At 66.0% G+C, this 19,480-nt stretch carries 20 protein-coding genes; 8 read left to right on the forward strand and 12 right to left on the reverse strand.

From position 1 onward, the window contains the following. Positions 1-157 precede the first annotated feature (157 nt). Entirely contained in the window at positions 158-3,358 is a 3,201-nt protein-coding gene (gene ileS / locus QA609_RS03450; protein ID WP_278301188.1) for an isoleucine--tRNA ligase, read from the reverse strand. A 181-nt stretch (positions 3,359-3,539) separates the two neighbouring features. On the opposite strand from ileS, the gene QA609_RS03455 reads away from it, so the two are divergent. Next, entirely contained in the window at positions 3,540-3,722 is a 183-nt protein-coding gene (locus QA609_RS03455; RefSeq protein WP_278301189.1) for a hypothetical protein, read from the forward strand. A 91-nt stretch (positions 3,723-3,813) separates the two neighbouring features. Beyond that, a complete protein-coding gene (locus tag QA609_RS03460) occupies positions 3,814-3,993 on the forward strand; it encodes a hypothetical protein (RefSeq protein ID WP_278301190.1) in 180 nt (59 codons plus the stop codon). On the opposite strand, the gene QA609_RS03465 is transcribed toward QA609_RS03460, so the two are convergent. Continuing rightward, positions 3,990-4,217 (reverse strand): hypothetical protein, encoded by a 228-nt coding sequence (locus QA609_RS03465; RefSeq protein ID WP_278301191.1) that lies wholly within the window; start codon positions 4,215-4,217, stop codon positions 3,990-3,992. The two genes, QA609_RS03460 and QA609_RS03465, sit on opposite strands and share 4 nt — an antisense overlap. A 92-nt stretch (positions 4,218-4,309) precedes the next feature. Between QA609_RS03465 and QA609_RS03470 the strand changes: the two genes are divergently transcribed. Genes QA609_RS03470 through QA609_RS03485 form a run of 4 tightly spaced genes read left to right on the forward strand, consistent with a single transcriptional unit; the run spans position 4,310 to position 6,186 of the window. Further along, a complete protein-coding gene (locus tag QA609_RS03470; RefSeq protein ID WP_278301192.1) occupies positions 4,310-4,984 on the forward strand; it encodes a uracil-DNA glycosylase in 675 nt (224 codons plus the stop codon). A gap of 24 nt (positions 4,985-5,008) precedes the next feature. Continuing rightward, positions 5,009-5,443 carry a Rieske 2Fe-2S domain-containing protein gene (locus QA609_RS03475; RefSeq protein WP_278301193.1) on the forward strand — a complete coding sequence of 145 codons (435 nt, stop codon included), beginning with the start codon at positions 5,009-5,011 and terminating at the stop codon, positions 5,441-5,443. A gap of 50 nt (positions 5,444-5,493) precedes the next feature. After that, positions 5,494-5,913: an HIT family protein gene (locus tag QA609_RS03480; protein WP_278301194.1), complete on the forward strand. Its 420-nt coding sequence runs from the start codon at positions 5,494-5,496 to the stop codon at positions 5,911-5,913. 42 nt (positions 5,914-5,955) lie between these two features. Further along, positions 5,956-6,186: a hypothetical protein gene (locus QA609_RS03485; RefSeq protein WP_278301195.1), complete on the forward strand. Its 231-nt coding sequence runs from the start codon at positions 5,956-5,958 to the stop codon at positions 6,184-6,186. Here the strand turns inward: QA609_RS03485 and QA609_RS03490 are convergent. The 6 genes from QA609_RS03490 to QA609_RS03515 all read right to left on the reverse strand — a co-directional run bounded on the left by QA609_RS03490 (position 6,178) and on the right by QA609_RS03515 (position 12,267). After that, positions 6,178-7,179 carry an A24 family peptidase gene (locus tag QA609_RS03490; protein ID WP_278301196.1) on the reverse strand — a complete coding sequence of 334 codons (1,002 nt, stop codon included), beginning with the start codon at positions 7,177-7,179 and terminating at the stop codon, positions 6,178-6,180. The genes QA609_RS03485 and QA609_RS03490 overlap by 9 nt on opposite strands. 146 nt (positions 7,180-7,325) lie before the next feature. After that, positions 7,326-8,438 carry an ABC transporter ATP-binding protein gene (locus tag QA609_RS03495; protein WP_278301197.1) on the reverse strand — a complete coding sequence of 371 codons (1,113 nt, stop codon included), beginning with the start codon at positions 8,436-8,438 and terminating at the stop codon, positions 7,326-7,328. Beyond that, the gene (locus QA609_RS03500) at positions 8,435-9,253 is read right to left on the reverse strand and encodes an ABC transporter permease (RefSeq protein WP_278301198.1); all 819 of its coding nucleotides are present in this window, start codon (positions 9,251-9,253) and stop codon (positions 8,435-8,437) included. The genes QA609_RS03495 and QA609_RS03500 overlap by 4 nt, the downstream gene beginning before the upstream one ends. Then, positions 9,250-10,200: an extracellular solute-binding protein gene (locus tag QA609_RS03505; protein ID WP_278301199.1), complete on the reverse strand. Its 951-nt coding sequence runs from the start codon at positions 10,198-10,200 to the stop codon at positions 9,250-9,252. Before QA609_RS03505 ends, QA609_RS03500 begins: the two co-directional genes overlap by 4 nt. Before the next feature lie 334 nt (positions 10,201-10,534). Further along, on the reverse strand, positions 10,535-10,924 hold the full coding sequence (gene fer, locus QA609_RS03510; protein WP_005554738.1) for a ferredoxin Fer: 390 nt from the start codon (positions 10,922-10,924) through the stop codon (positions 10,535-10,537). Positions 10,925-11,085: 161 nt separating this feature from the next. Beyond that, positions 11,086-12,267 (reverse strand): inorganic phosphate transporter, encoded by a 1,182-nt coding sequence (locus QA609_RS03515; protein WP_278301200.1) that lies wholly within the window; start codon positions 12,265-12,267, stop codon positions 11,086-11,088. Positions 12,268-12,684: 417 nt separating this feature from the next. Between QA609_RS03515 and QA609_RS03520 the strand changes: the two genes are divergently transcribed. Further along, complete coding sequence (locus QA609_RS03520) at positions 12,685-13,437, forward strand: hypothetical protein (RefSeq protein WP_278301201.1); 753 nt, start codon at positions 12,685-12,687, stop codon at positions 13,435-13,437. A 59-nt stretch (positions 13,438-13,496) separates the two neighbouring features. Here the strand turns inward: QA609_RS03520 and QA609_RS03525 are convergent, their stop codons facing one another. The 3 genes from QA609_RS03525 to QA609_RS03535 all read right to left on the reverse strand — a co-directional run bounded on the left by QA609_RS03525 (position 13,497) and on the right by QA609_RS03535 (position 17,079). Next, positions 13,497-13,922: a universal stress protein gene (locus QA609_RS03525; protein WP_278301202.1), complete on the reverse strand. Its 426-nt coding sequence runs from the start codon at positions 13,920-13,922 to the stop codon at positions 13,497-13,499. A 40-nt stretch (positions 13,923-13,962) separates the two neighbouring features. After that, a complete protein-coding gene (locus QA609_RS03530; RefSeq protein ID WP_278301203.1) occupies positions 13,963-15,126 on the reverse strand; it encodes an inorganic phosphate transporter in 1,164 nt (387 codons plus the stop codon). A 96-nt stretch (positions 15,127-15,222) separates the two neighbouring features. Next, positions 15,223-17,079, reverse strand: coding sequence for an SLC13 family permease (locus tag QA609_RS03535; RefSeq protein WP_278301204.1), 1,857 nt, complete (start codon positions 17,077-17,079; stop codon positions 15,223-15,225). 118 nt (positions 17,080-17,197) lie between these two features. Between QA609_RS03535 and hisA the strand changes: the two genes are divergently transcribed. Continuing rightward, positions 17,198-17,929 carry a 1-(5-phosphoribosyl)-5-[(5-phosphoribosylamino)methylideneamino]imidazole-4-carboxamide isomerase gene (gene hisA / locus QA609_RS03540; RefSeq protein WP_278301394.1) on the forward strand — a complete coding sequence of 244 codons (732 nt, stop codon included), beginning with the start codon at positions 17,198-17,200 and terminating at the stop codon, positions 17,927-17,929. Between the two features lie 13 nt (positions 17,930-17,942). Here the strand turns inward: hisA and QA609_RS03545 are convergent, their stop codons facing one another. Next, positions 17,943-19,472, reverse strand: coding sequence for a TrkH family potassium uptake protein (locus QA609_RS03545; RefSeq protein WP_278301205.1), 1,530 nt, complete (start codon positions 19,470-19,472; stop codon positions 17,943-17,945). Between the last annotated feature and the right edge of the window lie 8 nt (positions 19,473-19,480).

Here is a 19,480-nt window from a genome sequence, read left to right on the forward strand (position 1 = left end):
ATTTTTGCGCGAGTGGTTCCGCGCGAAGCGCGGAATCCCGACGCGGAAAAAGGTACGTGTGTAGATCGATATAACGAATCAACCGTTCTGAGTTCGACACCGCGACCGAACAAAGAAGGGCGATTGCCAACTGCTAATGAAAAATCCGGTTTTGCGCTTAGTCCGAGGCTTCCGCCGCCGCGACGGGCTCGAGGGCGATCTCCATCGCGACCCCGTCGACGTCCCACTCCTTGCGGTGGCCGTCCTCGACCGTCCGCAGTTCGTCGGCCCGGACCTCCTCGCGGATCAGGTCCTCGCGTTCCTCGACCAGCGAGGCCACGCGGTCGTCGTCGATCTCGACCTCGAGGACGATCCGCTCCTCGACGTCTAAGTCGAGCTCCTTGCGCATCTCCTGGACTCGACGGATGACCTCGCGGGCGTACCCCTCGCTCTCGATGTCCTCGGTCAGCGAGGCGTCGACGTAGGCGACGCCGCGGTCGTCGCCGTCGAGCGAGAAGGCGGTGCCGGCGATGTCGTCGGGGGTCTCGGTGACAAAGGAGACCATCGACTCCTCGATCGATTCGCCGTCCTCGAGCGCGTCCGAGACGGCCGCTTCGAGGGTCTCGAGGTCCGGTTCGTCGATGCGGGCCTCGTTGAGCGCGTTCATCACCTGCCCGGCGCGGCCGCCGAAGGCCGGGCCGAGTTCGCTCATATCGGCCTCGGCGCTGTACCGAAGCTCCTCCCAGCGGTTTTCCGCCGAGACGAGTTCGATCTCGCGGGCGTTGAGCCGGTCCTCGAGCAGGTCGGCGTGGCGCTCGACCGCTTCGGCGACCCGCTCGTCGTCGGCCGCGACGACGACCCGCGGAACGGGCCAGCGCAGCTTGCGGCCGGCCTGCTGGCGGGCGTTGGCGCCCGCTTCCTCGATCGCCCGCAGGAAGGCGACGTCGGTCTCGAGCTGGTCGTCGACCCAGTACTCCTCGACGGCGGGCCAGTCGCACATGTGGACGGTGTCGTGTTCGGCCTCGCCCGTGAGCGTGCCGTAGATCTCGTCGCTGACGAACGGCGCGTAGGGAGCGAGCAGGGCGACCGTCTCGCGCAGGACGCGGTAGATCGTCGCGTAAGCGGCTTCTTTGGAGGCGCTGTCCTCTTCCTCCCACATCCGTTCGCGGACGGCCTGGACGTAGAAGCGGGAGACGTCCTCGACGACGAACTCGAGCAGCGCATCGAGGGCCTTGTCCTGGCGGTAGTCCTCGAACGCCTCGGTCATCTCGGCTTTCGTCGACTGCAGCCGGGCGAGCACCCACTCGTCGATCAGCTCGAGGTCCGAATCGACGTCGTCCAGGCTCGTCCCCTGAGGATCGAAGTCGTCCAGCCGCATGTACGGCAGCGGGAACCGGAAGACGTTCCACAGCGTCCGGAGGTTGTCCTCCATCGTCTGCATACCATCCCAGGAGAAGCGCATGTCGTCGCCCTGGGGGTTGTTCGACAGCAGGAACAGTCGCATCACGTCCCGGCCGTGGCGGTCGATCGCCTCGTGGGGGTCGATCAGGATGTCCTTGGACTTGCTCATCGCGCGGCCGTCGGGCATCAGCGCGTGGCCGTGCATCAACACCTCCTGGTAGGGACTCTCGCCGAGCGCCGCGGTCCCCATCCCGAGCTGGGACCAGAACCAGCCGCGAGTCTGGTCGTGGGCCTCGAGGATGAGGTCGGCGGGCCACAGTTCGTCGAACGTGCTGTCGTCCGAGGGGAAGTTCAGCGTGCCCCAGGAGGCCACCGAGGAGTCGAGCCAGACGTCGAACACGTCCGGAACGCGGGTGTACGTCTTCCCGTCCTCGGTGATCGTCAGGTCGTCGACGGTGTCCTTGTGGAGGTCGACGCTGTCGTACTCGATCTCCTGATCGACCCGCTCGACGAGCTCCTCGCGGTCGGCGACGACGATCATGTCCTCGTCGTCGTCCCGATCCTCGGGCGTCCAGACGGGGAGGGGAATGCCCCAGTAGCGCTGGCGGGAGACGTTCCAGTCGGGGGCGTCCTCGACGAAGTCACGGAACCGGTTGTCCCGTGCCCACTGGGGGTGCCACTCGCTGTCCTCGATGTTGGAAAGCAGCTCCTCCTTGACGTCGGTGATCGTGATGAACCACTGGTCGGTGACGATCTGGACGATCCCCGTGTCACAGCGCCAGCAGTGGCCGTAGCTGTGGTGGACCGTTCCCGAGGACAGCATCGCCCCGTTGTCCTCGAGGTCGGCGATGAGCTCCTCGTCGGCGTCCTTGACGAACTGGTCCTCGTACTTACCAGCCTCCTCGGTGTAGACGCCGTCACCGGCGACCGGACAGAAAATCGGCAGGCCGAGTTCGCGGCCCCGCCGGAAGTCCTCCTCACCGTGGCCGGGCGCGGAGTGGACGAGTCCGGTGCGGTCGGCCTCGACGTACTCGGCGTCGTAGATCTGGAGGGCGTCGTCGACGTCGACGTGGTCGGGCACCTCCTCGGCGAGGGGGTGTTCGTACTCCCAGCCGATCATCTCCTCGCCCGTAACGGTCTCGAGGAGCTCGTAGTCGTCGTAGCGGCCCTCCTTGAGGACGCCCTCGACACAGTCCTCGGCGACGTAGATGACCTCCTCCTCGCCGTCCTTCTCGGCTCGGACGCCCTGGTAGGTCAGCTCGGGATCGACCGCGACGAACGTGTTCGCCGGGATCGTCCACGGCGTCGTCGTCCAGATGACGACCGACCCCTCCCGGTCGACGAGATCGAACTTGACGTAGATCGAGGGGTCTTCGACGTCCTCGTACTCGACCTCGTTGTTCGCGATGGCGGTCTCACAGCGCGGACACTGCGAGATCGAGCGGTGGCCCTTCTCGACGAGCCCGCGCTCGGCTGCCTTCGAAAAGCCCCACCAGGCGGCCTCCATGTACTCGGGTTCGACGGTCCGGTAGGGGTCGTCCCAGTCCATCCAGACGCCGAAGTCCTGGAAGTCGGACTGGAGCCCCTCGAGCTGTTCGTCGGCGTACTCCTTGCACTCCCGGATGAACTCGTCCTCGCCGAACTCCTCGATGTCCTTCTTGTTCTCGAAGCCGAGCCGCTCCTCGACGCGGGTCTCGATCGGCAGTCCGTGCATGTCGTAGCCCGGACGGTCGGTGACGTCGTACCCCTGCATCCGCAGGAAGCGGATGTAGACGTCCTTCAGGGACTTGTTCCAGGTCGTTCCCATGTGTGCCGACCCGGAGGTGTACGGCGGGCCGTCGACGAAGAAGAAGGAGTCGCCGTCGGATCGGTGCTCGACCGTCTGTTCGTAGGCGTCGACGTCGTCCCAGTAGTCGAAGACCCGTTGCTCTAGGGTGTGGGGGTCGTACTGGTCGTCGACCTCGTCGAACCTGCTCATACCGGACGTAATTGCACGGGACGGTAAAGAGGAATCGATATTGCAGGTTCGGCTCGACGGGAGTCGACGACCTCCACGGTCGCCGTGTCCCGGAAAACGGCCCGTCCGAGACCCGTCGGCTTCGTATTCAATATCCGAACGTAGAACAAGCACTATATGTTGGATTATTGTTGTTCCCTACATGGCGATTAGCAGTCTGATCGGGCTCACGTTCGTCTTCGCGTTTCTGACGACGGCATCGTACGTCGGCACCCGGCTGGCGATACGAGACGCCACGCCGCAGGGACCGAGCCGGGAGTACGTACCCGAGAAGCGGCCGGACGAAGGGCAAACGAGCCGTGACGGGCGCTCGAGGGCGGAGTGACCGGCGTTCTCTCGAGGCCCGCGGTACAGTCGGAGTCCTGTTCGGCCGAGAATTTCTGAAACCCCTCGCGGTCGTCGTCGCTGACTGGTTGATGCTCGAGACGGGAGCCGCGATGCCGGCGTTCGTGGAGGTCCGGGCCCTCCTGAACGCGCTCTACGAAGGGATCAGGACGCTCACGACGCTCGTCGACGCCGTGCTCTACTACGGCGGTGCGCTCGCGTTGCTGGTCAAGCTCGTTTACGACACTGCCGTCCTCGCCGACTCGAGCTAGCTCGAGCGAACCGACGCGAGGACCTTCTGGTAGCCGATGCCGTAGATGCCAGCGTAGAGCATGATCGCACCGAGGCCGGCGAGCCACAGCGCGACGACGGCTTCGCCCGAGCCGAAGTGCTGGAGGCTCGCGTACTCCGCGGCGAGCCCCCCGGCGGTCAGAACGGCCGCTGCGAGGACGTAGAGTAACAGTGCGAGCGATTCGGCGATGAGTTCGGAGCCCATTGTCGTCCGAGAGTCACCCGGTGAAGGTAAACTTGTCCCTCGCTCTACCGACGATCCGACCGGCCTATACACCTCGAGACCCGAACGAGCCCGTGCCAGCTTCGAACGACGATGCCACCCCGGAGCCGCCGTTTCCCGACTCGAGGAACGTCCTCGAGTCCGACTGTCGGCGCTGTCCCGCCCTCGCCGAGGACCGAAACTGCATCTCGTGGGGAACCGGCCCGCTCGACGCCGACGTGCTCGTCGTCGGCGAGGCGCCCGGCTCCGGGAACCCTGACGCCGACCGCTGGAAGGGGGGCAACTGGACGGGGAAGGCCTACACCTCCCGCCACTCGGGCCGACGGATCCGGGGGATGCTCGAGCGGGTCGGCCACGACGAACGGTCGTACTACACGAACGCGGTGAAGTGTTTTCCCGCGAGCGAGGAGGATCCGACCAGCAACCGCGAGCCGACCGACGAGGAGCGGGCGAACTGTCGAGCCCACCTGGCAACGGAGGTCGAGACCCTCGAGCCCGACGTCGTCCTCGCGACGGGTAAGCACGCGACGAAATCCGTACTGGCGGCCGAGGGCCGCGGGCTCGACGGGTTCATCGACTCCGTCCTCGAGCCCGTCCGCTGTGAGACCCTCGACACCTGGCTCGTTCCGATTCTACATCCCTCCTACCAGGACGTCTGGATCGTCCGCATGGGGTACGAACCCGAGGAGTACCTCGCAGAGATCGGCGCAACGCTCGACGAACTCGCCGCGGACGGCCCGGACGCCTAAGCCGTTCGACGCCCAACTCGAGGTATGGCGGTTCGACATCGACTGACGAGCGTCGAAACGGTTCTCGAGGAGGGATCCTGGCTGTTTACGGTTCGGGACGGGCGCGGCGAAGAAAAGGAGGTGATCCTCGTCCCCTGCGACGACGACGAGCGCGCCCCGGTCGAGGCGTGGGTCAACCGGTGTACCCACGAGAGCCAGCGGCTCCACCGAGAGGGAATCGGGGCCGTGATCCGCGACGGCGGAATCGTCTGTCCGAAACACGGCTCGATGTTCGAGACCTGCTCGGGCTACTGCGACAACGGCGAGGCCGCGAACACGACGCTCGTCGACGTCGGGATCGAGGTCGAGGACGGGGAGGTGTACCTGACCGACAACGACGTCAGCTTCCTTCGGGATGGTGGAACGAACGACGACGAGGACGGGGACGGACCGAGTTCGACGTCCCACATCCAGTTCTGAGCGCGGATCGCCGGGTAACCTTCTTACGGCGAGCCGACACACACTCGCGTATGGGTACGATCTTCACGCAGATCGTCGAGGGAGAGATCCCGGCACGCATCGTCTACGAGGACGAGACCACCGTCGCCTTCCTCGACGCCAACCCGCTGGCGCCCGGCCACACGCTGGTGATCCCGAAAGACGAGTACGAGCGGCTGAACGACGTTCCCGACGACGTCGCGACGGACCTCTACGCGACGATTCACAGACTGGTTCCTGCCGTCGAGGAAGCCGTCGACGCCGACGCCTCGACGGTCGCGTTCAACAACGGCGAGGAAGCCGGCCAGGAGGTCCCCCACGTTCACTGCCACATCGTTCCCCGGTTCGAGGGCGACGGCGGCGGCCCGATCCACGGCGTCGCGGGTGAGGCGCCCGATCTCGCCGACGACGAACTCGACGACATCGCTGCCGACATCGAGTCCCGGATCTGACCCGGCCGTGACAGTTTTGAACCCCTCGTGTGAGAGTCGCGTATGGTAGTTCCCGACGTTGGCGCTCGAGTGCGAGCCAACCCCGTCGCGGCGACGATCGAACTCGCGAGCGTCTGCGTCGCCGCGCTGTTGCTCGTCGGGACCGTCTCGCTTCTCATGGGCGGGCTCCCGATCCGCGCCGAGTGGCCCTGGCTGCTCGTCGTCGGCGTCGGCGCCGCGTTCGTCCTCTTCTGGACGACTCTCGTCCCGGCGTACGAACGGACCCTACGGTAGGATCCCGGACAGCACGTCGCCGTAGGTGAGCGCGACGACGAGTCCGAGAAACAGCGGGACGAGGAAGGGCATTCCCGGCGAGATCCAGACCCGATCACGGGCCGCCAGCGTCTCGAGCCCGTCCCGGAGTTCCGACGCCGACGTCCCGTACGCCGTGCCCTCGATATCCTCGAGGAACCGTTCGGCGCCCCAGGGGTCGTCGTACTCGCGTGATCGGTCGCCCCCGTCTCGGACCGGCTCCTCGAGGGCGGGACTCACGTCGTCATCCGATCCGTCGGCGACGGCGCCGTCGGTCGGCGGGTTCGGTTCGTCGGGAAGCGTGTCGGGATCCCGGTACCGATCGGGCTGCTCCTGAAGTCGCGCGAGCGTCAGGCCGCGCCACCGCAGGTACATCCGGAGGGCGTCGAGGTCGAGCCCGCCACCCCCGTCGTCGCCGGGCGCCGAGAGCAGTTTGCCGTGGGTCGTCGGCACCCGTTCCCAGGGAACGGGTCGGCCGACGAAGACGAGTCGCGTGAGGCGACCGGCGGCGACGTTGCGGGCCGCCAGGGCGAGCGGAATCGCGAGTGCGACGAGGACGGCGTTGGTCAGGATCGTAAACGAGAACGTCCCGAGCGGCGACGTCGCGACGGGGGTCGACCAGGGGCCGAGGACGTACTGCGGCGTCGTCGGAAACAGGAGCGCGAGTACCAGCAGCGCCTTCCCGTCCGCACCGCCGAACGCGCCGAACCACCAGCACAGGTACGCGAAGGGGACAACGAAGCCGAGGCTGATCGCCGCCGGAACGAGAAACTCGTACTGCCAGACGGCGGGACCGGCGGTCCGGGCTACGAGGGCGTCCCACAGCAGGAGGACCGCCCCGAGCAGCGCCAGCGGAATCCAGAGCGCACTCGAGATCCGCCTGGTCCTGACGTCGCGAACGGCGGCCCAGCCGAAGACCGGAACGGCGAGGAGTCTGAGCAGATCCGGAACCGTCGTGACGTCGAGGGGTGTCACGCCTGGGTACTCTCGAGCGCGACGGCGTTATCTTTTCGGCCACGGAGGTAGTTGCTTCCTCACGAATTTGGATAGATAAGAAGTAGGTGCAACGGACTGCTCGTACCGAACGAAGCGGTTCGCCACCGAACAGTGCTGCTGTGGGCTCAGCCCCTCGTTTCGTTTGCAGCGACGAGACGCTGCCGTTCGTTTTCGTCGGCGTCGAAGACCGCGATCCGATCCCGTGGGAGTTCGACCGCGACTCGCTCGCCCGCTGTCGGCGGGTCGTCGGTGAGCTCGACGACGAGTTCGTCACCGGTTTCGGTTCGAACGGTCACGTCGTACCGGCGACCGACGTCCGCGACGGTTACGACCTCGCCCGGGATCGAGAGTCTCGTTCCGCTGGCTCCGGCGGCTTCAGGGGGAGAGATCGACAGATCCGCCGGACGGACGTGGCACGTGACCGACGCTCCCGTCGGCGGAGAACGGACGCTGCTTTGCAGTTCGAGCTCCCGGTCGCCCACTGCGACGGTCGGCGGCTCTCGAGCGACGACGGTCGCCGGGAGCGCGTTCGATCGGCCGAGAAACGACGCCACGAACGGGGTCGGCGGCGATTCGTACAGCACCCGAGGGGTCGCGTTACCGGAGAGCCGACCCTCGTCCATCACGACGAGTCGGTCGGCGAGCGCCATCGCCTCCTCCTGATCGTGGGTGACGAACAGGGTCGTCACCCCGGTTTCGTCCTGGATACGAGCGATCTCCTCCCGGAGCCGCTCGCGGAGCGTCCGATCGAGCGCCGACAGCGGTTCGTCGAGCAACAGCACGTCCGGTTGCGGGGCCAGCGCACGAGCCAGTTCGACCCGCCGCTGTTGCCCCCCGCTCAGTTCGGCGGGGTACGCGTCCCGCTGATCGCGGAGGGCGACCAGCTCGAGGTACTCCGTCACCAGTTTCTCTCGTTCTCGAGCGCCGATATCGCCGGACGCGAGGCCGTAGGCGACGTTCTCGCCGACGGTCATGTGGGGGTACAGCGTCGATTCCTGGAAGACGACGCCGACGCGACGCGCTTCGGGCGGCTCCTCGGTGACGTCGCGGTCGCGAAGGCGGATCCGCCCCGCGGTCGGTCGGACGTGGCCCGCGATCGCCTGTACGATCGTCGTCTTCCCGCAGCCGCTGGGGCCGAGCAGCGCGACGAGTTCGCCCTCCTCGAGCCCGAACGAGACGTCGTCGACGGCCAGCTCGTCGCCGTATCGGTGGGTCAGCGACTCGAGCTCGAGAATCATCGGTCGATCACCGTCGGCACGCGGCCGAACCGCTGGACCGCCGCGAGGACGGCCAGCGTGATGCCGAGCAGCGCCAGCGCGAGCGGGACGATCGCGTCGATACCGCCGGCGATGAACTCCACCCAGATCCGTGTCGGCATCGTCCGCGGGTTGTACGCGACCATCATCGTCGCGCCGAACTCGCCGATCGCCCGCGCGAACGTCAGGACGATCCCCGCGACGATCGCGCCGCGAGCCAGCGGTAGCGAGACGTTCCAGAACGTCGAGAGCGGCCCGTAGCCGAGCGATCGGGAGGCCTGTTCCAGCCGTTCGTCGACCGCGCCGAACCCGGCACGAGCGGTGATGATCACGAACGGCGCAGCGACGAACGTCTGTGCGAGGATCACGCCGAGCAGGCTATCGGTAAGCGGGATGCCGACCGCCGCGGCGGCGGCGCCGATGGGGGTGAACCGGCCGACGGCGGTAAGCAGCATCGCGCCGCCGACGACCGGCGGGACGATCAGCGGCAGGATCACCAGCGCCTCGACGAGCCGCTTTCCGACGAACGACCTGCGGGCGAGGACGTACGCAAGCGGGACCCCGAGGACGGTCGAGATCGCCGTCGAAACGGGAGCGGTAAGCAGCGAGTTGCGGATCGCCACCCGGGCCTCCGGCGTCGACAGCTCCCCGACGACGTCGACCGCGCCGGTTCGGGCCAGGAACGCGACGAACGGGATCGCGAAGTAGACGAGGACGAGTCCGCCCAGCAGCGCGGGAACGAGCAGTTCAGGCAGCCGGCTCGAGCCACGGGTCGGGAAGCGCCTGGCGAGGCTCACGCGTCGATCGCCTCCGGGAGGTCGCCTTCGGGACGCGGAAGGCTGTCGCCGACGGTCAGCCCGGCCTCGACCAGCGGGTCGGATTCGTCGGCAAGGAACTGGACGAGGTCGCGACCCGCGTCCGGTTCGTCGGCCTCGTCGTTCACCGTGGCGTTGTACAACACCGGTCGCCCTTCCGCGGTGTACCCCTCCTCGTCGGTCGTGAACTCGACCGTCGCGTAGTGGTCGGCCAGCCCGGGCTCCCCGAAGTTGTACGCGTCGGGAAACTCGAGGAAGGGCATGCCGTGGTCGACCGCCATGTTCCGGTAGACGACGGACGCGGCTCGAGAGCCGCTCTCGACGCCCGCCATCATCTGGGGCTCGTCGGGTTCCTCGGAGACGAGCTCCAGCAACTCGTCGCGAAGCCCCTCGATACCGTGCTCGGCTTCGGCCAGCTCGAACGCCTGGACGGCGCGGTAGCCGAGCGGATCGAGGTCGGGGTCACCGATGGAGATGTCGCCTTCCTCGGTCGCGAGCGCCAGCTCGTACCAGGGCTCGCCGTTCTCGAGTCCGCGTCCGAACGTCGTTTCCTCGTCGTACCCGATGCCGACGCTGTTGGTCGCGAACTCGACGTCCCAGTCGGTGAACTCGCCGTACAGTCGGTCCCGAAGCAGGGTCGCATCGGCGCTCACGATGACGTCGGGGTGTTTGGTACGATCCTCGACCATCCGCATGACCGCGTTCGCCCCGTAGTACTCGCCGTGTACCTCGAACCCGGTTTCGTCCTCGAACGCTGGACCGACGTGGTCCTCGAACGTGTGAGCGAGGCTTCCGGCCGCCAGCACGCTGACCGACGCGGAGTCGCTGCCGAGACAGCCCGCCACGGCCGTTCCGGCGAGACCGCCCACTGTGGCGAGGACCGAACGACGGGTTCGAAGACCGCTGCCGCTACTCCCGTCCCGTGTCATACACCACTCTCTGTATACGGACAGTATGAAACCTCGTACAGTTTCCTACTGGCTAAGAAGAAACCCGTACTGGTTTCGTAGACGGTGATAGCAGGCCCGGGAACAGAAACGCGGTCGCTGCTGACCTCGAGCTGTCGCGGCGTTGTTAGGAATCCACGATCGTCGAAAGCCGTACCTTCGCGGGAACGGAATCGGTATCGATCGATCCACAACTCTCACTGCTACTGATAGTTGAACGCCGGGGACGATCGACCGATAGCCGAGTCGCTGATGCCGCGTATTTCAGTCTACCCAACAATAAATAAAACCGATATCGTGCGGTCTACGCGGCCGATTAGATGACGCGGTTCTGCAGGTAGTCGAGGTGCTTCGCGTTGTAGACGATCTGAACCTCGTCGGTCTCGGCGGAACCGATGCAGGTCAGACGGACGTTCTTGTCCTCGACCTCCTCGTCCGAGAGGATCTGCTGCATGTCCATGTCGATCTCGCCCTCGTAGACGATCGCTGCGCAGTTCGCACAGGCGCCCGCACGGCAGGAGAAGGGCCAGTCGTAGCCCTGCGCCTCGGCGGCCTCGAGGATGTACTCGCCCTCGGCGACGTCGAGGGTTCCGTAATCCTCCTCGTCGAGGCCGGCGTCGGCGGCTTCGTCGAAGAGGTCGTCGTCGTCCATTTCCCAGCCCTGGTCGTCCAGCACTTCGTAGTTGAGGTATTCTACCGTGGGCATCACACGACGGTTCGAGTCCCGCCTTGGTATAGCTTGCTGTTCGATCCGAGGCGCTGCCGGCCACTGCAGGCGTCTACCACTTAATTACGGAACCGGCGAGCAAGTCGGACCGATCGGGGGTCGGACTCGAGTTCGGGCGCGCGGCCGAACTCGAGGCGCGATCAGAGCCCGAAGATCGGAACGAATCGGAACGTCAGGAACGCGCCGACCGTCGAGATGATGGGGACGACGTTTTGCATCAGGACGACGCGGGCCGTCGTCGAGGGATCGAAGAGGTCGGACGCCTGCGGGATGTCTGCGGGTTCCTCCTCGCCGATTTCGGGCGAGCGTTCGCCTTCCTCCTCGGCGGTCAGGGCGCCGACGGAGACCCTTGTTTCCTCGCCGGCCCTGGCGTCCGAGAGCGTCGTCGTTCTGGTGGCTCGACCCCAGCCGAGCCCGATGATGCTCATCGTCGCGATGACGACGAAACTCGCGGGAATGCCGATCCACGAGAGTCCGATAACGATCCCCGAACTGATAACCGCGACGACGATCGCGGCGGTCAGCGGAAGGTTCGTGATATCGTTGCCGAGCGTGTCGAGCGTCCGTCGGGCGATGGTGAAACAGCCGACGGCGACGGCCGCGGAGCCGATCAGGATCAGCGGAATCATGTCGACGTCGCCGGTGCCGTAGATCGGTGCGATGGCGTTAGCGATGTTGCTCGTCCCCGAGGAAAAGGCCATCAGACAGCCGATCGCGACGACGACGAGCGCGCCCGTGATCTCGCGGCGATCGGCGTCGTCCCCGAACCGGAGCTGCGGGGCGAACCCCGATCGGTCGACCGTTATCATCTCGCGTCCCTCCCGGTTGCCCTCGATGGCGACCCAGGCGTTGATCTGCGGGTAGAAGTAGCGGCCGACGACGCCGGCCACCCAGAACCCGATGATCGGAGCGACGATCCACCAGATGACGATTTCGCCGAGGACGGCGAAGTCGAGTTCGCCGGTCGCCAACCCGAGCGCGGCGATCGCTCCGACCGCGGTCATCGACGTGGAGGCGGGGACGCCGGCGTAGTTGCCGATGAACAGCGCACCGCCGATGAAGAAGAGGACGGCGACGTTCGAACGCATCGTAAAGATCGCCGTGTCGGTGACCAGTTCCGCGCCGAGCGTGTCGACGACGTTCGGGCCGATGGTGATCGCGCCGATGAAGAAGAAGATCGACATCAGCGCGGCAGCCATCAGCTTCGTGATGACGTTCGCTCCGACCGCCGGTCCGAAGGCGGGGCCGGTCGTTGCACCGCCGATATTGTAGCCGACGAACATCGCAACGAGAAGCCCCACGATAAGCAGTACTTCTGTCACAGTACTAGCCACAGGATCCGTCCGTAAAAACACGCCTATTTGCGGCGTACCCGGCGACCGTACCCGCCTCGAGTCGATGCTGTCATCAGTGTGTCTCGAAACGGTACGGGTTCGTTGCGAAGCCCGTCGGCGTTCCGCACAGAAGCAAAGCGACGCTTCGAGACGGCCGTGATACCGGACGATTCGCTCGATACCGGGGGAGTTCCCGAACCGCTCCTTCGACGGTTCGTGAGAGGGTTCGATCCTAAAGAACTTCAACAGTCATACCCTGGAATACAGTATCATGTACGCCGATCGGAAACTCGTCTCGAGGAATCGTCAGGGAAGGACCGGAACGGGTCCGCAGGGGGACGAAGAGTTCGCTATCGACGAGCGTTCGAAAACCGTCCGATCCACGCGTGTCGGTGGCGGTCGGCTATGCTAAACCCGGTTCGGGTCGACGCGGCCGTCGACCTCGCCTACGGAGCACTGATCGCGCTCTCGATCGTGCTGATCATGGTGCTCGGAACGAACGTCGGGATCGCGTTCGGAGTCGGCGTGTTCGCCTCGTACGTCGTCCACGTCGTCTGGAAGATGGCGCGCTTCGATCCCGATTGGATGACCACAGCCGTTCAGGAATCGGTCGAAGAGAGTGTCGGCGAGACCGTCGAGGAACGGGTCGGCGAGACTGTCGAAGAAACCGTCGGTGAGACCGTCGAGAAAAGCGTCGAGGAGACCGTCGGCGAAACCGTCGAAGAGACCGTCGGCGAAACCGTCGAGGAGCGGGTCGGTGAGACCGTCGAGAGAAGCGTCGAAGAGAGCGTCGGTGAAACCGTCGAGGAGCGGGTCGGCGAAACCGTCGAAGAGACTGTCGAGGAGCAGGTCGGCGAAACCGTCGAGAAAAGCGTCGAAGAGACTGTCGGCGAAACCGTCGAGGAGAAGGTGGGAGAAACCGTCGAGAAGCGGGTCGGTGAGACCGTCGAGGAGGCCGTCGAGCGAACCGTCGGCAAACGCCTCGAGGAGATACAGGCGGAGGTCAAAGCCGTCGACGAACGAATCGATCGCCGGCCCCGAGAGGACGAGATCGAGGAACTTCTCGAGGACGACGACGGCGAGGGGACGGAACGCGACGACGGCAAGGAGACGGAGCACACCGACGACGAGCAGGCGGAGCGCACCGACGACGACTGATCGACGTGTGAACGATTACGCTGTCGTTTCCGCGGCCGTTCGATTCGCTGCGTGAGCGGTCACCGAACGACGACCACCGGTACCGGCGACTGGTGGACGACCTTCTTCGCGACGTTGCCGACGTAGAGATTGTCGGCGATCGTCCCGCCGTGGCTGCCGATAACAACCGTCTCGTAGTCGTCGGCGCGGTTGATTATCGCGCGAACGGGATGGCCCAGCTCGTAGACGGTCTCGAGGTCTGCGTCACCGTCGGCGTCCGAAACGATCTCGCGCGCCCGTTCGAATATCGACCGCGCGGCTTCCTCCGCCGCTTCCTCGAGGTTGTCGGCGAGCGCGAGCCCCGTCGCTTTCCCCCACATCGACGACGGTTCGCCGACGACGGTCAGGACGGTTATCTCGGCGTCCGGATACACCTCGAGGGCGTACTCGAGGGCGTGTTCGCTCATCTCCGAGTCGTCCATCGGAACGAGAACGCGTGAGACCATACGCGATCTACGTCGGGGCCGCGAATAAATCCGGAGGGAGTCAGAACAGCTCGAGGGTGGTAAAGAAGCCGTAGGCGAGCGCCGTCGACATCGACGGGCCGATGATCCACATCGAGAGGTACTTTACGACCGCTCGCGGGTTGAACAGGTCGCTCGCATCGAGAGCCTGTTCTGACTCCTCCTCCCCGATCTGCGTGACTGGCGCGTCCGGCTCCGCCCGCAGTGCCCCCATCGAGAGTTCGGTGTCGGTGTTGCCGCGAATCGCCTCCCGGGCCGTGATCGGACGGGTCGCTCGTCCCCAGCCGAGACCGACGATCGTCATCACCGACCCCATCACGAGACTGATCGGAATGCCAGCCCACGAGAGGAGTGTGGTGATCGTCGAAGCCGTGATCATGACGATCAGCGCCGCGAGCAGCGGAATGTCACTGAGTTCGCCGCCGACCGACTCCATCGTCCGCCGGGCGATCGTAAAGCCGCCGAACCCGATCGCAACCGTCGCGAGGACGATCGCGGGCTCCTCGGAAAGCGCGCCGCTGCTGACGAGCGGGGCGACGGCGTTTGGGACGTTGCTCGCACCGGCGCTGAACGCCATATAGCAGCCGACGACGAGGACGACGATCGTTCCGCCGAGTTCCTGGAACGTCGTGTTCGGGCCGAACGAGGGCAGTGGAACTGAACCGTTACGATCGAGAACCAGCAACGGTCCCGCCGAGTTGCGGATCTCGAATCGCCGGTTGAGCTCCGGGTACACGTATCGGCCGATCGTCGCGCCGACCCAGAATCCGATCACTGGCGTGACGGCCCACCACGTGATGATCCAGCCGATGACCTCGACGTTGAGCGTGTCGGTCGCCAACCCGAGCCCTGCGATCGCGCCGACGGTCGTCATCGACGTCGGAACCGGGACACCGAAGACGTTCGCGATGAGGATCCCCAGCCCGATGAAAAAGAGGACGGCTACCCCCGCGGTGAGCGATATTTCGATCGCGATGATGTCGCCGGCCAGCGTGTCCATAACGTTCCGGCCGACGGTCCACCCGCCCAGAAAGACGAAAAACGTCATCAGTGCTGCCGCAGTCGTCTTTCCGAGGATCCCGGCCCCGACCGCGGGACCCCACGCGATCCCCGTCGACGAACCGCCGATATTGAACCCGACGAAGAGGGAGGCGACGATCCCGACCAGCAACACGGTTTCGACCATCAGTAGATAGAACGGGCGTATTCGAGGAACAAATAGTGTGTCGAATCCATCCCGTTTTCGACTGCCGGCATCGCGCCGACGGTACCCCTGGTCGGATCAGACCCCCCAAAAGTAGGCGATCCCGAGCACGGTGACGATCGACAGGATCAGCTGCAACGGCGCGCCGACCCGGAAGTAGTCGCTGAAGCGATACCCGCCGGGCCCGTAGACGAACAGGTTCGTCTGGTAGCCGATCGGTCCCAGAAAGGAGGTGCTGGCGGCGAAGGTCACCGCGAAGACGAACGCGAGCGGGTTCGCGCCGATCCCCGCCGCTGCGGCCGCCCCGACCGGAACCATCAGGACGACGCTCGCGTTGTTACTGATGACCTCCGTGATCAGCCCCGTGACGATGTAGAACAGCCAGAGGACGACGATCGTCGGCAGGAAGCCGGCCGTCGAGACGACCAGCCACGCGAGGTAGGCCGCGGCGCCCGACCCCTCGAGGGCGATCCCCAGCGGGATCACGCCCGCCAGCAGGAAGATGATGTCCCACTCGACGGCCTCGTACAGTTCGTGTGGCTCGAGGACGCCCGTGACGACCATCGCGACGACGCCCGCGAGCGCGGACAGCAGGATCGGATAGAGCCCGGCGGCGGCGACGGCGACGACGCCGATCATGATGGCGACGGCGATCGGTGCCTTGTCGGCGCGGTACTCCGGACGGGGTGGCTCGCGGGCGACGATCACGTCCTCCCGGCGCGAGAGCCGATCGAGCGTCTCCTGTGGAGCCTGGACGAGCAGCGTGTCACCGACGTCGAGCCGTCGACCGACGATCCGTTCGTTGACGAGTTCGCCCCGGTGCCGAAGCCCGAGGACTGCCGCGCCGAACTCCTCGCGGAACGACTCCGGGTCGAGCCGTTCGCCGACGAGCCGGGAGTCGAGCGCGACGATCAGTTCGGTCACGGTCCCCGTCTCGTCGTTCGTCGAGAGATCCGCAACCGAATCCGGCTTGCCGACGTGTTCGACCCCCTCGAGGTCCTCGAAGGCTGCGATCGCCGACCGTTCGGTGCGGACGACGAGGACGTCACCTTCCCGCAGCTGGACGTCCTGTCTGGGAGCGACCGAGCGATCCCGATCCCGGACGACCTGAACGATGTCGATGTCCGACCCGAACCGATCGGTCGCGTCGCCGACGGTCTCGCCGGCCAGGGGAGAGCCGGGAACCACCGCAACCTCGGCGATGTAATCGCTGACCGCGTACTCCTCCAAGTAGTCCGCCCGTGGGGGCACCCGTTCGGGGATGAGGTAGTGGCCGACGACGATCAGGTACAGCGCCCCCGTGACGACGACGATCGCACCGAGCTGGGTAAACTCGAACATCGAAAAGGCGTGAAGCTCGGGATACTCCTCGCTCAGTCGGCCGCTGATGTTGCTCGCGAGCAGGTTCGTCGACGTGCCGATCAGCGTGAGCATCCCACCGACCTGGGAGGCGTACGACAGCGGAATCAGCAGCTTCGAGGGCGACGTGTTCCCCCGGTTCGCGACGTCGGTGACGACCGGGACGAGCAGGGCGACGATCGGCGTGTTGTTGAGAAAGCCCGAGGCGGGACTCGTCGCGAGCACGGTCGCGAACAGCTGCTTGTGGATGCTGTCGCCCGCGTAGGCGGCCATCCGTCGGCCGAGTTCCTGGACGAGACCGGTGCGGGCGACACCCCCGCTCAGGATCAGCATCGCGAGCACCGTGATCGTCGCGTCGTTCGAGAAGCCCGAGACGCCGGTGCTCGGGTCGACGCCGGTCCAGGGCTCGAGAACGACCAGCACGACGATCAACAGGATCGCGGTGACGTCGATCGGGAGCCGCTCGGTGAGAAACAGGACGAGCGCGAGGGCGACGACGCCGAGAACGACGAGGATGTCCGTCGTCAGCTCCGGCTGGGTCGTCACGTCCTGGGCGAGCACCAGGCTCTCCGGCATACCTCCTTCCGACACGGACCCGACAGGTAACAGTTCCGGACGATCGCCGAACACTCCGCGCCCGATGGCAGTCGTCGAAACCGTCGCCTTTACTCGCCCCGACCGCGCGCACTCGAGTATGCAACCAAACGGGTTCGAGGTGATCCCCGCGGTGGACGTTCAGAACGGCGAGGTCGTCCAGCTGGTCCAGGGCGAGCGCGGCACCGAGAAGACGTACGGCGACCCCGTCGAGGCCGCCGAACGGTGGATCGACGCCGGCGCGGAGACGCTGCATCTGGTCGATCTCGACGGCGCCTTCGAGGGCGAACGACGAAACGCTGATGCCATCGACGCGGTGATCGACGCCGTCGACGTTCCGACGCAACTGGGTGGCGGGATCCGAACCGCCGAGGACGCCGTCGACCTGCTCGAGCGCGGCGTCGATCGGGTCATCCTCGGGACGGCGGCGGTCGAGAACCCGGACATCGTCGCCGAGATCAGCGAGACGTATCCCGACAGCGTGGTCGTAAGTCTCGACGCGAAAGACGGCGAGGTCGTCGTCGAAGGTTGGACCGAGAGTGCGGGAATCACGCCCGTCGAGGCCGCCGAACGGTACGCGGAGCTCGGCGCGGCTGCGATCTTGTTCACGAACGTCGACGTCGAAGGACAGCTCGAGGGCGTCGCCACCGAACCCGTCCGGGAACTCGTCGGGGCGACCGAGATTCCGGTGATCGCCAGCGGCGGGGTCGCGACCCTCGAGGACGTCCGGGCGCTCGAAGAGGCCGGCGCGGCCGCGGTCGTCGTCGGGAGCGCGCTGTACGAGGGCAACTTCACGCTCGAGGAGGCGCAGGCGGCCGTCGCCGAGGACTAATCGCGCCCGTCGGCTACGACTTCCAGAACGCCGGCGTGAGCAACACGAGCACCGGAATGATCTCGATGCGGCCGATCCACATCATGATCACCATCACCGCTCGAGAGGTGACCGAGAAGCCGGCGTAGTTATCGAGCGGGCCGGCCCGCTCGAACGCGGGACCGATATTGAGGAAGATCGACGCCGAGGCGCCCATTGCCTCGAACTCGCCGACCGGGTCGCTAGTGCGGGCCGCGTCGACGACCACGAAGATCGTCAGCAGGAAGAAGATGACGAGCGTGAGCAGGATGTAGGCGTAGATGTCCCGAACGGTCTCCTCGTCGACGACCTCGTCGCCGAGCCGGAGCGGACGGATCGCTTCGGGGTGGACCGACGTGAAGAGGCTTCTGCGGAACGCCTTCAGCGTCACCAGCCAGCGCAGCGACTTGATCGAGCAGGTCGTCGACCCGGCCATCCCGCCGATGAACATACAGAGAAACAGGAGGTGTTTCGCGCCGGGGCCCCACAGATCGAAGTCCGTCGAGGCGTAGCCCGTCGTCGTCACCAGCGAGGCGACGTTGAAGACCCCGTGGCGGATCGTCGGCTCGAAACCCGTGTTGACGTCTGGATCCAGCAGGAGGATCGCCACGACCAGGGCGGCGAAAAACGCCAGCACGCCGACGTAGAAGCGAAACTCCTGAGACTCGAGGGGTCGACGGTAGTCGCCCTGTGTCACGTAGTACAGCAGGACGAAGTTGGTCGATCCCAGGATCATGAAGGGGATGATCGCCCACTGGACGACCGGCGAGAAGGCGCCGGCGCTGCCGGGTTCCGGCGAGAAGCCGGCGGTGGCGACGCTGGTCAGCGCGTGGGCGACGGCGTTGAACGCATCCATGTTGGGACCGAGCCCGACCAGGTGGAGCGTGTAGAACGTCGCCGCCGCCAGCACGGTGACGCCGACGTACAGCCCCCAGATGAGCCGAGCGGTGTCGCTGATGTGAGGACGGAGTTTGCGGACGTTTCGGGTCTGGGACTCGGTCTCCATCAACTGGGCGCCACCGACCATCAGGCTCGAGAGCAGCCCGATCGCAACGATCAGGATCCCGAGGCCGCCGAGCCACTGGATCAGCTGGCGCCAGAGCAAGATCGCCCGCGACTGGTTCTCGAAGTCCCAGCCGCTCATCACGGTCGCACCCGTCGTCGTGAGTCCGCTCATGCTCTCGAACAGGGCGTTGACAGGGCCGCCGAGCCCGCCGTAGAACGCAGACTGTGGGCCGGCCGCGAGCCCGACCAACAGGAAGGGAACGGCGCCGACCGCCGCGACCCCGAGCCAGGTAATCGCAACCATCAAGAACGCCTCCCGCTGGCCGAGCGAGCGCTCCGCGGAGAGGGTCTCGAGGGCGAGTCCGATCGCCGCCGTGAGGACGATCGCGACCAGAAACGGGATCGGGTCGTCGCCGTCGAGCATCGCGAGTGCCAGCGGAGCCGCTAACGGAACGGCGAGCCACTTGAGCACCGTCCCGGTGAGGCTACAGCTCGAGCGCCAGTCGACGCGAATTGTCACGCGTACAA

Source organism: Natronococcus sp. A-GB7 (genome assembly GCF_029688865.1).
Classification (GTDB): domain Archaea; phylum Halobacteriota; class Halobacteria; order Halobacteriales; family Natrialbaceae; genus Natronococcus.